The organism is Algoriphagus sp. AK58 (genome assembly GCF_014324365.1).
In the GTDB taxonomy this organism is placed as follows: Bacteria; Bacteroidota; Bacteroidia; order Cytophagales; family Cyclobacteriaceae; genus Algoriphagus.
In genome coordinates this window covers 59297-73255 of sequence record NZ_QEIG01000010.1, presented here as the reverse complement: position 1 = coordinate 73255, position 13959 = coordinate 59297, and the positions used below count along the sequence as shown (strand labels likewise).

The following is a 13959-nucleotide window of genomic DNA, read 5'->3' as shown; positions in this document are numbered from 1 at the left end:
TCTGGAGAAGCAGGATAACAAAATCTGAGGTGTGTATTTCAGCCGAAGGCTGTATTTCTATTGAATTTCGACCGTATTTCTACGCTAATTTTTATTTAAAACCTTCGAGGTATTGAAAACCTCAAAGGTTAAGTGCTTCCCAAAGTATCTCCACGGGATGCTTCGCTTTTCGACCAGTCCCATCGGCAATTTGATGACGGCAAGAAGTACCCGGCGCAGCGATGACTGTATCTGCTTCGGCTTTTCTTACCGCCGGAAACAGCACCAACTCCCCTACTTGCTGAGACAATTCAAAATGCTCTACCTCATAACCAAAGCTACCCGCCATCCCGCAGCAACCACTTGGGATCGTTTCAACCGTGTAGTTAGCGGGAAGCGAAAGTATTTTTTGCGTCCAAGTCAACGAAGAAAGCGCCTTTTGATGGCAATGCCCATGCAGCTTGATCTTTTGGGTTTTGGAGGTGAATGACTCCGGTTTGATGTTTCCTGCCGCCAATTCCTGACCCAGAAACTCGTCGATCAGCTTGACATGAAACTTGAGTTTCTTTGCCGCAGGCACCAAATCCGGACTGACAATCCGCGGATATTCATCCCGAAAACTCAAAATAGCCGATGGTTCTAATCCAATCAACGGGGTATTGCCATCGATCAATTTCTCAAAAGTTCGGACGTTTGATTCCGCATGTTTTTTGGCTTTCTTCAACAATCCTTTTGAAAGCGCGGACCTTCCGCTTTCCTCATGATCAACCACTTTGACTTCGTAACCGAGTTTCTTCAATAGAGAAATTGCCTTGATACCGATTTGGGTATCGTTATGGTTGGTGAATTCATCAACGAAAAAGTACACCGATTTGATCATTTTTGCAGGTCCGGGCAAAGACGCGTAGTTCTTTTTGTACCACTTTCTCAGACTGATCGGGCTGATTGCAGGTAAATTACGAGTCGGAGCTACTCCCAAAATCGACTTCATTAATCCTCCTGTAAATGAATTGCTTAGGAAAAAATTGGCGATTCCGGGCACCTTGGCTCCCAATTCATTTAACTCATTGATATAGGCAAAAGCCTTGGAGCGAAGTGGAACTCCATTCGTTTTTTGGTATTGATAAAGAAATTCCGCTTTCATGCTGGCCATGTCTACTCCGGAAGGACACTCTGCCGTACAGCCTTTACAACTCAGACAAAGATCCAAGGCTTCTTTGATCTCAGGATGGTCGAAGGCATTCTCCTTTTTATCCAAAGTCAAGAACTCACGAAGGGTGTTTGCTCTACCTCGAACGGTATCACGTTCGTTGCGAGTTGCCATAAAGCTCGGACACATGGTCCCGCCCGAACCTGGGAGCTTGCGGCAGTCACCCGAACCGTTACATTTCTCCGCCAATCGAAGAATGCCTCCATCGGCAGAGTAATCAAATACCGTCTCATGCTCCGGAGTGACCATTCCCGGCTCATAGCGCAGGAACTTATTCATCGGGGCGGCATCTACGATTTTGCCGGGATTGAAGATGTTTTTTGGGTCCCAGGTGTATTTGATTCGGCGGAAAAGCTCATAGTTCTTTTCCCCCACCATCAAGGGAATAAAAGCCGCTCGCACTCGTCCATCTCCATGTTCGCCGGAAAGCGATCCCTGATACTTCTTCACCAACTTGGCCGAAGCCAACGAAATCTGGTAGAATTCCTCCACATCCTCGGCCTTTTTCAAATCCAAAATCGGACGCATGTGGATCTCTCCTGCACCTGCGTGGGCATAGTGAACCGGATTTTGGTTGAATCCTTTCAGAATCTCATCCAACTCATCAATGTAATCTGCCAAATCCTCGATATCCACGGCGGTATCTTCAATACAAGCCACCGCTTTTGGATCGCCGGGAATGTTTCCCAAAAGTCCCAAACCAGCTGCACGAAGCGCCCAAGCAGACGCCACTCGGGCAGGCTCAATGATCGGGTAGGCATAGCCATAGCCACCTGCCTTCAAATCAGCGACAAGCGCCTCCCCTTTGGCCATGGCCTCTTCCAGCGTTTTTCCCCGAAACTCGATCATCAAAATCGCCTTAGGATCTCCCTCGACGAAGTAGCGGTTTTTGGAGTATTCGATACTTTCCTTGGTACAGTCCAAGATGATTTTATCCATCAGTTCCACCGCAGTCGCAGGATGCTTCATTGCAACCTGAGCGGATTTCATGCTTTCGTGTATGCTTTCAAAATGGGCTGCCACCACAATCTCCACTGGATCTGGAAGCGGATCGAGACTGATTTTAATTTCGGTGGTAAAGGCCAAAGTTCCCTCCGAACCCGCCAACAACTTACAGAAGTTGAATTTATCCTTTCCTTCAAAAAGTTCGGCCTTTAGCAATTCATCCACCGCATAGCCAGTATTGCGTCGGTGGATGGACTTTTTAGGAAATTGGGCTTGGATTTCCTCCCTGATTTCAGGGTTATTGAGTTCGTCGAAAATCTGCCTGTAAATCGTTCCTTCGAGGTCTTTTTGTCCACACTTCCGGTCAAAATCGTCTTGGGAGATCTCTCCAAAAACCACCTTTTTCCCGTCACTGAGAATGGTATTCAGAGAAATCACCTTATCACGAGTCACTCCGTAGACGATGGAAGTTGTCCCGGAAGAATTATTCCCAACCATCCCTCCGATCATCGCCCGGTTGGCAGTGGAAGTGATCGGACTGAAAAATAGACCATGCGGCTTGAGGTAACGGTTCAGCTCATCTCGAACCACACCTGGCTGCACGCGAACCCAGCGCTCTTCTTTATTGAATTCCAGGATTTGAGTGAAATGCTTGGAAACGTCAACCACAATGCCGTTTCCCACGCATTGTCCGGCGAGGGAAGTGCCCGCGGTCCTGGGAATCAGGGAAGTGCCGTGCTCGGTGGCGAAGTGAATCAATTTTTGGATATCCGACTCTGACTTAGGAAAAGCGACTGCCAAGGGCATCTCCCGATAGACAGATGCATCGGTGGCGTACAGGGTCCGGGTGAGTCGGTCAAACTGCAAACTGCCCTCCAATTGGGTGGCCAGTTTTTCTAAATGAGGTACTAGGTTAGGTTGGTCTGAAAGCATGGTCAAAAATAGCTTTCTGGCTAGATTAAAGAAAAAAAATATCAAGGTTCAATAATCCAGGACCAAAATGATCCTAAAATGAGGTAAAAACAAAATACCCTCCTCCTAAGACTCCAAAAACTCCCGTGAAAAATAATCGAATATCGCCAGGATTAACTTTTTCTTTGTTCGAGTAAACTCCCTCCCGATATTGAATAACAATAAGTAATATTCCTACAATGAAAAAGAGAATCCCAATACTAAAACGATAAACATCCATTTATTTTTGAAAACAGAATCAGATGCTTAAAACTAATATTCATTAAAGAAAATCCAAATCCCCATGTTCTTTTACCTATCCCAGTTTTTGAGTTTTTTGGCCATGCCACTGACGATTGTGATGATATTGATCCTCAGCGGAGCTGTTTTTTTCCGGAGAAAGTGGAGTAAAAAGTTGCTGTGGGCAGGTGTTGGACTTCTACTCTTTTTCACCAATCCATTTCTTTCCAATTTGGCTTTATTGGCTTGGGAGCCTGATTTCAAGTCTTTCGAAGAAATAGAAAATCACGAAATCGGCATTGTCCTCACCGGAGTTACCAACCTAAGCAAAACTGCCTATGACCGCACCTTTTTCAACAAAGGAGCAGACCGGATTACCCATGCACTACAACTTTATCGTATGGGCAAAATCAAAAAAATTCTGATCACCGGTGGACAAGGCCTCAACCCAGTCAATCCTCAATCCGAAGCCGAAGTATTAAAGCGATTTTTACTGATGACTGGAGTGCCGGAGTCGGACATACTCATCGAGGATCAGAGTAAAAACACGGCTCAAAACGCTCAGTTTACCCGTGATTTTTTGGAGAAAAACGGAATCTCCACTTCTCAGGAATTTGTGCTGATCACCTCCGCTTTTCATATGACCCGAGCCAAAGGCTGCTTTGATAAAGTGGGGCTGAATACAGTGACTTTTCCCGTGGATTATTATTCCCACGAAGTCAAATACGATATTCCTGCCTTGATTTTCCCCGATGCGGATTCCATTTCCTATTGGCACAAGCTGGTCAAAGAATGGATCGGGATTACGATATATAGCTTAGTGGGGTATATCTAGATATCTTGAGATCTCCAGGTTCTTGAAAGTTTACAAATCGATCCAAAAATTTCACTTGCGTAAAACCCGCAACGGGATTTACGCAATAAATGCCTAAACCAAAAGCGTAGCCTGAATCGAATCCCTAAGCTTGGGCTCCACCTGGACTTCTTCCGCAAATTCATTCCATCGTTTTACCGCTTTTCTGACCCGATCGATCTTCTCCTCCGGCTTTTTGATATTCATCTTCCGGGCAACTTCCAGAAAATCATTGTCAGAGATTCCTTCTCGTTTTCCATTCACCTGAAGGGATTGACTGCTGACCCACAAGCTTCCCGGTCGATAGGCATGGCAAATATCATATGCAGGTGAAAGAGTCCACTTTCCGCTCTGATCCATCAGGAAAGCAAAGTTTTTGGTATGATCGTCACAATTGCGCGCAAGCACATTGAAGACCATTCTGATGAACATCTGTTCCGCTTCTGGATACGACAGTCTCAGCATCCGCATCGTCTCAAACACTTGTTCGTAGCTATACACTCCCACTTGATTGAAATCAAAATGACGCATTCCGCAGAGACTTTGCATGTGGATTTTGTCACCGGCATCCGTACGGTCAAAGCGCTTGGTCATAAAGTGCGCCCGGCCATTTTCCTCCAAAATCCGGGATTCATTCATCTCAATTCCTGCCTCAAGTGCCATCAGATAATAGGCCATTTCCACCCGACCATAACCCACCGATGCACCAAACTGACTGTCCATGACCCCGTCAAACTTGATCAGCCAATACGAAAAACCTGCAGGAGCTTTGACCTGACCGCTTTTTACTTCTCCGGTTTCGGGGTTAAAAGCGATCACTGCCTTAGCCCGAGCACCACCCGCGGAAGTTCCGATTTTCAGGATATCGGCCAAGGCAGATTCTTCTTCCTTAGATAGATCGGTTTGGAAGCTTTCCCGGGTATTGAGGATTTTATTGGCAATCGCTACCAAACTGTCCAGCTCCAAAGTGCTTGAAGTGCCGATCTCGGAACGGAGCGAAGGCTTGATCTCGAGCGCTCCCACTCCACGCTTCCCGATAAAACAAAGTAACTCCACAGGGTTCAGACTATCCGTGGGACGACCGTTCTGCACCAGCCAAGTATTGATCAATTGATTGCCGTATTTATCGGGAAGCATATCGGCTAAAAGTCCCGGAAGGCCTTTGAACGTATCAAAAGCATCATTGCGACCCCGGCGAATCTCTGGAAAGGTGTACAATCGCTTCCCCAGTCTCAACGGCATGGTGACAGGCGCTATATCCCAACCCGAGCGCAGGAAGGCCTGATCAAACTCAAAGCTTGCCAGCTGCTGTGCCTCATCCCACAGGATCGCTCCAGCCAGCCGATCCCAAAGCCAAACTTCCGCTGCTACTACCATTCTGAAGGACGATCTTCTTCAGCTGCGATATCCGAATGCCTCACCCGCTGCCGCTGGTATTTCTTTTGAAGCTTGATGTATTCGAGCGGGCTGATCTGCTGACGAATCTCAAACGCCTCCAACAACTGCAGCTCGTCCAAAACACGAAGCGCCTGAATCAAGGTCAGCAAATGGACCTTTTCTCCGCGCTCCAGCAGACTGAGTGTAGATCGGCTCATGCCCGCCTCCGTGGCCATCTCGTCCTGAGTCTTATTGAGAGCCATACGCTTCTTTTTGATGAAGTCCCCTATCATCCGGAGAATGGCCATATCTGATAGTTGTGCGATATCCATGACTTAAATATCATTCATTAAATCCAAATTTACAATTTAATGAATGAAAAATCAATCAAAAATAAGAATCAAGATGCTAGACACAAGAATCAAGACTTTCCAATATCCACCATTAATTAATGATTTATCATTCACTATGTTTAAAAAATTCACTTATTGAATTAAATATCATTCAATAAGAATAGGTTTTAACAAATAAAATAGAACCTTATTACTTACAGAACCAAAAGTCTGGCATCTTATGTCGTCCCTCAAGTATCGTCACTCTTGTCTCTCGCTTTTTGCCTCTTGTCTCTAAACCTCGACACTAAAATCTTCTGCTCCACTTCCACTCCCAATTCCAGCCTTTCTCCTCCAGCAAAATCGGATGATAGGCCATCGCAGCCTTTGCCGTGGGCGTATCAAAAAATCGCTGATCATCAGTCAAAATCGCAATTTGATTCCCTTCTCGGTCGGTTCGGATCAAATCCATCACCGCGGAAGGAATTTCTTTTGAAAAGCCAATATCTGACTTCAAAAGCTGATTTTTCAAACTCCAGTCCAGCTCGAAACCAGGCACTTTCACTTCGGGAGGAGGGATTTTCCGGTCTTTACTTTGCACTTTCACCCAAGCCAAAAACTCTCTCAGCAAAGCCAAACCCGGATTGGCAAGCTGACCTGGGCGGAAGTCCTCCGGCTCGATGGAGGAGATGACATGAAGCACTTTTCTTGCCCGCGTGATAGCCACATTCAGCCGGTTTTCAGCACCCGACTTGCTCAAGAGACCAAAATTCGTCACCAGCTTTCCCTCCCGATTGGGCGCATAGCCCAAAGACAAAATCACCTGATCGAATTCATCTCCCTGCACATTTTCGATATTGCGGACTTTGATCGAAGCATCTTGAAAGCCAGCTTTCCATAATTCTTCCCGAATCAACTCCATCTGAAAATAATTGCCTGTCACTATACCGATGGAATCCTCAGGAGCTTCTTTTAGAATGCGCTGAACCCGATTCAAGACCGCATCAGCTTCCATCCGGTTGATCTGATTTTCCCAGTTTCCTTCGACTTTTTCCCAGGAAAAAGGAGTTTTCCCAGCCTTGACAGTGGCATAATCCGGCAAAGTTTCCAGCCGATTTCCATAAAAATGGGAATTGGAAAAGTGAATCAAACCCGGATCAGCAGATCTGTAATGTCCTCTCAACTGGAGATTCTCAAAAAAATGAGCTGCCAACTCCAGCAGCGATTCGGCTTCGTATTCCATGCCCTCTTCCTCACTTTCCCATTTCACCTGGTAAAAATCCGAAGGCCGAAGCTGTTTCGAGTCCCCTGCCACAACCACCTGCTTTCCTCTGAGCATCGCAGGCAAACCCCGCTCCACAGGACATTGCGAAGCCTCATCGAAAATCACCAAATCAAACACTTGATCCGTCGGAAAAACCGCTGAGACCGTCTCCGGACTGCCCAACCAGCATGGAAGAACCCGAAAAACCTCTTCGCCTAATTCGGCAATCAGCTTACGGATGGGCCATTTTTGGCGCTTTTTGCTCACTTGATGAAGCAAATCCCGATAGGTCAGCCGATTGCCCAAGCGGTTGTATTCCAAATGCTCGGCTACTTGCTCACGAAGGCGAAGCAAGGCCAAATACCTGGCATTTTTTCGCTTTTCGAGGATGGCATTTTTGAGCTCGTCCATTTCATGGCGGAGACGCAGGGAACCCATTTCACACATGACCGGATGCTGCCGCTCGATCTCCCCGATCCATGCCAGTCTCCAACCATTCCAAAAAGCTTCAATAAGTTGATCCAGATTCAATTCGAAAAAATCCTCTACTAACCTTTCACCCAATTCCCGAAATTTCCATTCCTCCAAAAACTGATCAAATCCCTTCAGTTCGCCAAAAACGGAAGGCCAATTGAGTGGATTTTCTGGAAAAACGGCTTCCAAACCCTTTTCCATCAAATCCAAAAACTGCGCTTCACTTAACCAAAGTCGATAGGCAACCAGATGGGAGGACAAGTCTTCAGACCAAATTCTAATTTGATCCATTGCAGCCCCAAACTCCGAATAGGAAAGCTTTTTCCAGTCCAATAATTCCTGAATTTCCGGAACTGCCTCCCAATGCGCTTTCCAAGTTAAAAGCTGGTCCACCTCAATTAAATCTTCGGCAAATTGCCCGCTAATATTGATAAAGGAAGAAGCTGGTAATCCCTCCAATTCTGCCTGAAGCCGAAGTTTTGACTGACATTCCAGCTGAAAATCAAGCAGATTTTGGGTATTGAATGCCACTCCATTTTGGCTCAAGGCCTGAAAAGTCAGGGGAAATTTGGTTTTGGAAAATTTGGCCTGAAGCTTCCCAAAAAAGCTTTGCGATAGCGGAATCAATGCATCCAATTCCTTGCTCAATCCAAGCAAATCCGAACCCAATTCAAACTTCCAGCCTTGGGATGTTTCGATAGCCTGAATCAGAAACTTTCGGATCTTGGTAAGTGCTTTTTGCTCCTTGGGCTGAAAAATGAATGCGAGGTCTTTTTCTGGCTTGGATAGGTTTGAGAGCGAAAATTGAAGCCTTTTAACTTTTTCCAAATAAACCCGATCAGACCAAATTGCTTTGAAAAACGGTCTTCCTTTTTCACCGAAAAGGAATTGGGGAAGCTCCTTTCGATGATTTTCCAAATCAATTAAAGACGCAGAAATCTGACCAAAATCCGAAGGCTGAACCCCAGAAAATGAAACTCGCTTTTTCCAAAAGCTTCCCGCAAACCTGTTCTGATACCCTGAAAAAATCCTTAAATCCTGTTCAATTCCTTTTGCTTGCTCAACATCCAACTGGATCAATTTGGGGTTGGAGAAAGCACGTCGATTCAAATCCGCTTGGAGATAAAGGGCTTTGACTGGAATTCCTGCCGGCTTTTCATCGAAGAGAGCTGTTCGCAGTTCCTCAAACTTTCCGGAAAGTCTGGAAATAGTCTTGGAAAGTTGACTCAGTTCCCGCTCTAATTGGATCGCATCTATTCCCCGGTTTTGACTTTGGTACTCCTCGACCGATTCGATCTGGCTTTTGATTTTTTCAAAAAGGTTTTTCTGATCTGCGCGAAAATCATGAACCAAGCCCAAAAATTGACCAAAACCCGCTTTCTCCAATCGCTCAAATACCACATCCAAGGCAGCACGCTTTTGGGAAACCACCAATACCTTATTGCCACGGGCGATATAATCCGAAACCAGATTGGCGATCAATTGAGACTTGCCCGTACCGGGAGGCCCTTGGATCACCAAGCTTTTTCCTTGACGAACTTTGATCAGCGCACTTTCCTGAGAAGCATCAAGGGGAAAAACGGGAAACAGGTTTTCCTCTCGAATCTGTTTTTCACTTTTCTCGGAAAGGAAAAGATGCTGAAACAGATCCTCCAAGGAACTCTCAGAATGGTCTTGAATCAATTGCTCATAATCAGAAAACAAAAAACTCCCCTTTTGGGCAAATTGGCCTAAAACAGCGTATGGCTTTAGAATGATTTTTCCCTCAGAAAATCGCTCCTGATCGAGTGAAATCTGGGAATTGGGAAACGATAGAATCTGATCCTCCAGCAGATTGGATTGAACCTGAATGGCGAAATATTCGGGAATCAGTTTAGCCAAGACAGTCCGAAACTCAAGCGCATCTTTTGGTAGATTTTCCAGGAGTTCATCGGAAAAAGATTCAGGAAAATTTTGTCCAGTGGAATGTCTCCAAGCCAGTATAAAAGCCGGATTCCACTGCCAATTCTCCTCAGAAACCAAGATCCAAACCCCATTTTCATTGAGGAGTTGAACCGGTTTCAAGAGCATGGGACTACGAATCAGCTGCCCGTTAATAACCTTTCCTTCGGCAAATAGCCATGCCAGATACAGACTTTGCTCACCGGTTTCTTCCTGAGTCAATTGAACCCGAAAAGCCATTCGAGCAAGTGCTTTGGACACTTGGTTGGCATCGCCAGACCTCGGATCAAGATCGGGGGAAAGCGGGATTTTCTTTTTTCCCTCCATCCCTTTTCGAAGAATTTCAAAGGCAGGTTCTCCGGTCAAAAAATCAAACTCTCGCACATCCAACATCCCAGTTCCTTCCAATTTCGACAAATACAAAGACCTGTTTTTGGTGGACAGGTCGGTAAGCCGATTCAGGTAGGTTTGGAAGATGGGTTCGGGCATTTATTTAAAAGGCGAGTCTTTTTCTTTGGCCATCTGATTATAGACAATTCCGTCGAGAATTCCCGGCATCCACTTATTCAGAAAGACAGCCAATTTGCCCTGAGAAGTCAATACAATATCTCGCTTCCTTTTCAGGGTGGCTTTCAAAATATGTTCTGCTACCTCCTCAGAAGTCATCATCTTGGACTCGTCACGTGGAGATTCGCCTTGAGATGAACCGTCAGCCGTGAGTGCGGTATTCCGGATATTAGAGGAGGTAAAACCAGGTGCAACCACCAATACATGAACTCCCTTTTTCATGACTTCGGTTCGAAGGGACTCGAAAAATCCGTTCATCGCATATTTGCTCGCTGTGTAAGCTGTTCGGGCAGGCGTGCCCCGATAGCCATTGATGGAGGAAATGCCAATGATGGAACCTTTGGATTCCAAAATCGCAGGAAGGCAAAACTTGGTGGCATAGACCGTTCCCCAAAAATTGGTATCCATGACTTTGCGAAAAACCTCCAAATCCAAGTCCTGAAACAACGCCCGCATGGAAATCCCGGCATTGTTGATCAGAATATCGATCCGACCGTAATGAGCAAGTGTTTCGGCTGCCATACGTTGGTTATCCGCTTCCGAACCTGCATCAGCGAGAATGGAAAGTACTTCGATGTTTTTTGACCGGAGTTTAAGAGTGGTTTGCTCCAGCTTTTGAGGATTACGTCCGGTGATAGCAATTTTGGCACCTTCCCGACCAAATACCTCGGCACAAGCCTCGCCAATTCCAGAGGTAGCACCGGTGATGATGACGACTTTGTCTTTGAAAATCATGGGTAAAATTTGGGGGTAAAGATAAAGATTAAGAAGGAATGGAAAATTCAATGGAGTAAAGACCTTCGAGGTTTTAAAAACCTCAAAGGTCTTCTGCCCCATTTTCCCTAATTTTGCGCCCATGTCGAGAAAAATGAAAAACAAGGTCATCACCAACCTGCTGATTGAGCGCATCGCCTCCGAAGGGAAATGCGTCGGACATCATGAAGGCAAGGTGGTGTTTGTCTCCAATGTAGCACCGGGAGATGTGGTGGATGTGCGGATTACCAAAGGGAAAAGCTCCTTTATGGAGGGCGAAGCCATCCGATTCCATGAATACTCCAAAGACCGGATCGAGCCTTTTTGCTCCCATTTTGGCACCTGCGGAGGCTGCAAATGGCAGCACATCAACTATGACCTGCAGAAAACCTACAAGCGACAGCAAGTGTTGGATCAGTTTCAGCGGATCGCCAAAGTCCCTATTCCTGAAGTAGCTCCAATCTTGGGCTCTGAAAAAACCCAATACTACCGCAACAAGCTCGACTTTACCTTTTCCAATTCCCGCTGGTTGACCCGGGAAGAAATCAACTCCGGTCAGGAGTTTGAGCGAAATGCTTTGGGATTCCATATTCCCAAGATGTTTGACAAAATCATCGACATCGAGCATTGCTACCTGCAAGGCGGAATTTCCAATGAGGTGCGAAATGCACTTCGGGAATTAGCCCGAAGCAATAACCTCAGCTTTTACGATATCCGAAATCAGGTTGGCCTGCTTCGTAACCTGATCATCCGAACCACCAGCACCAACCAAACCATGGTGATTGTTCAGTTCGGAGAAAATGACCCTGAGTCAATTAAGCTCGTATTGGAGTTTTTGAAAGGTCGTTTTCCCGAAATCACCTCCTTACTTTACGTCATCAACACCAAGGGAAACGAAACCTTCCATGACTTGGAGTTAATCACTTTTGCAGGACTTGCTTACATCGAGGAAGAAATGGAAGGATTGAAGTTCCGCATCGGTCCAAAGTCTTTCTATCAAACCAACTCCGAACAGGCTTATGAACTCTACAAAGTGGCTCGGGATTTTGCCCAGTTGAAAGGCGATGAAGTGGTCTATGACCTCTACACCGGCACAGGCACAATTGCCAACTTTGTAGCCAAGCAAGCTAAGCAGGTAATCGGGGTAGAATACGTCCAGGCAGCCATCGAAGATGCCAAACTCAACTCCCAAATCAACGGTATCGAAAACACGCTTTTCTATGCAGGAGACATGAAGGATATTTTGAACGATGAGTTCATTGCCAATCATGCTAAACCGGACGTGATCATCACCGATCCACCTCGAGCAGGCATGGATGAAAAAGTGGTTCAAATGCTACTGAGACTTGAGGCTCCGACCATCGTCTACGTATCCTGCAACCCTGCCACACAAGCAAGAGATTTGGCACTTTTGGGAGAAAAATACCGAGTGGAAAAAGTCCAGCCTGTGGACATGTTTCCACAAACCTACCATGTCGAAAATGTCGTACGATTAACTCTCAATTCATGATCTCAGATTTCAACGATCCAGAACTCAGCGGCAAGTATCTTGGCACGATCACGAGTGACTTTGTCAAGATCTGTGATGTGCTCAAAGAGGCCTCTTATCAGGTACGCTCCAGGGGATTCTCGGACTATCCGATTTTCCCGATTTCGAAAGACATGCAGCCCATCGGAAAGATCTTTATCGGCAAGGCGGAAAAGAATCTCGACTGGAATTATTTCATCACTTACGTGGATGAATTTGTACAGCGCAAACTGATCGCTGAGGAGGCTTTTGAAGAGTTTAAAAAGGCCTACAAAGATCCGGACGAGTTCTGCTGTCTCTTCGTTATGGATGGGGCATTTACCAGTTTTGTGTACATCCCATATCCAAATGATTGACAAAAATAAGGCTTTATCTACACTTGAGATAAAGCCTTATTTTTTACTGACAATCAATTGTATAATATATAATAATTCAAGTATCTAAAAAGATAATTTGAGTACTTACTTTTTCAGCTTTTTATACTTTCCAAACCTATATCCAACCAAAACCTGGTATTTGTACCCTAAAGCCCAAGTATCCAAATCCCCTGAAGATTCCAATTCTTGCTCGTCGAGGACATCATCCAGCATAGGAAATTTTTCAATCAAAGCCCTGAGAATTTCATTTTCAACATTGTCTGCATCAAACTCAAAATCACCACTGAGCTGAGTTTTGAAATTATATCTGGAATAGGACGGACCAATTAATACCAAATCAAGGCTCCATCTATCATTAAATATAAACTGGTATCCTAGCTGGGCTCCTACACTCAAAATATTCAGCCTGGATTTTAGGTTTGCCTCCTCAGGAACATCCGTTCCTGAATAAATAATTTTCCGGTCTGATTTAAATCCCAGCGCGGTTATATAGGGACCTACATACAATCCTCTGGGTGTAGCAAATTTGTTTTCCTTCTTTAGATAAAATCGGTACTCTCCTCCAAACTTAAACCCACTCCTGGCATCCTCCCGCTTACCTTCTACGTTTTCTCCAAGATTGATAATTGAAGGAAACTCCTGAATGCCTGCCGTGAAAACAAAACTTTGGTTTTGTTTTACCAGTCGTTCATAGGAAAGATTGAAACTATTCGAATAAATCAAATTACCGGTCAAATCAAGCTTGATCGTATTTTTCCTTTGGGCTACCAATGCACTATCCTGGGCAAAGGCGATGCCTGTCATCAGCATAGTAAATAACAATGAAATCAGATACGTTTTCATAAGGTTAGATGAAAGACCCATTATGTCTGAGGGTTTTCAATATGAATTTCAACCATTATTACCGAGAACAAAACAACTCCTATCATTCATTTAGATGATAAAAATCAGATTCTCATCAATTTGACTTCATTTATTTAAACAGTTTCCGATTTAGCATATCTGGTCAAAAAATATCTTAATCCCCATTGTGGAAAGAATTCACCCTGCATGGAGTAATGAGGATTTCAGTGTCTTATGGTGGTCTTAATGAAGCAAAATTCAATAACCAGTCCCACTTTTTTCCGGGGTGCACTGACGTTGAGATCGGTTTTCTTTTTGGGGGCAT

General features: G+C 45.1%; 9 protein-coding genes. 3 read left to right on the top strand and 6 right to left on the bottom strand.

Annotated features, from left to right (window positions below; all coding sequences use genetic code 11):
* Positions 1-121 precede the first annotated feature (121 nt).
* Positions 122-3067, bottom strand: coding sequence for an FAD-binding and (Fe-S)-binding domain-containing protein (locus DDT91_RS11135; RefSeq protein WP_187176261.1), 2946 nt, complete (start codon positions 3065-3067; stop codon positions 122-124).
* Positions 3068-3389: 322 nt separating this feature from the next.
* Between DDT91_RS11135 and DDT91_RS11130 the strand changes: the two genes are divergently transcribed.
* Complete coding sequence (locus tag DDT91_RS11130; RefSeq protein WP_187176260.1) at positions 3390-4160, top strand: YdcF family protein; 771 nt, start codon at positions 3390-3392, stop codon at positions 4158-4160.
* 93 nt (positions 4161-4253) lie between these two features.
* Here DDT91_RS11130 and DDT91_RS11125 read toward each other — a convergent pair whose 3' ends face one another.
* The 4 genes from DDT91_RS11125 to DDT91_RS11110 all read right to left on the bottom strand — a co-directional run bounded on the left by DDT91_RS11125 (position 4254) and on the right by DDT91_RS11110 (position 10868).
* Positions 4254-5555 carry a type II toxin-antitoxin system HipA family toxin gene (locus DDT91_RS11125; RefSeq protein ID WP_187176259.1) on the bottom strand — a complete coding sequence of 434 codons (1302 nt, stop codon included), beginning with the start codon at positions 5553-5555 and terminating at the stop codon, positions 4254-4256.
* Positions 5549-5887 carry a helix-turn-helix domain-containing protein gene (locus tag DDT91_RS11120; protein ID WP_187176258.1) on the bottom strand — a complete coding sequence of 113 codons (339 nt, stop codon included), beginning with the start codon at positions 5885-5887 and terminating at the stop codon, positions 5549-5551. Before DDT91_RS11120 ends, DDT91_RS11125 begins: the two co-directional genes overlap by 7 nt.
* Positions 5888-6194: 307 nt before the next feature.
* Positions 6195-10055 (bottom strand): AAA domain-containing protein, encoded by a 3861-nt coding sequence (locus DDT91_RS11115; protein WP_187176257.1) that lies wholly within the window; start codon positions 10053-10055, stop codon positions 6195-6197.
* The gene (locus DDT91_RS11110; protein ID WP_187176256.1) at positions 10056-10868 is read right to left on the bottom strand and encodes an SDR family oxidoreductase; all 813 of its coding nucleotides are present in this window, start codon (positions 10866-10868) and stop codon (positions 10056-10058) included.
* A 121-nt stretch (positions 10869-10989) separates the two neighbouring features.
* On the opposite strand from DDT91_RS11110, the gene rlmD reads away from it, so the two are divergent.
* Positions 10990-12396 (top strand): 23S rRNA (uracil(1939)-C(5))-methyltransferase RlmD, encoded by a 1407-nt coding sequence (rlmD, locus tag DDT91_RS11105; protein WP_187176255.1) that lies wholly within the window; start codon positions 10990-10992, stop codon positions 12394-12396.
* Positions 12393-12770, top strand: a complete 378-nt coding sequence (locus DDT91_RS11100; RefSeq protein ID WP_187176254.1) for a hypothetical protein — start codon at positions 12393-12395, stop codon at positions 12768-12770. The genes rlmD and DDT91_RS11100 overlap by 4 nt, the downstream gene beginning before the upstream one ends.
* Before the next feature lie 105 nt (positions 12771-12875).
* Here the strand turns inward: DDT91_RS11100 and DDT91_RS11095 are convergent, their stop codons facing one another.
* Positions 12876-13634: a DUF3575 domain-containing protein gene (locus DDT91_RS11095; RefSeq protein WP_187176253.1), complete on the bottom strand. Its 759-nt coding sequence runs from the start codon at positions 13632-13634 to the stop codon at positions 12876-12878.
* Positions 13635-13959 lie beyond the last annotated feature (325 nt).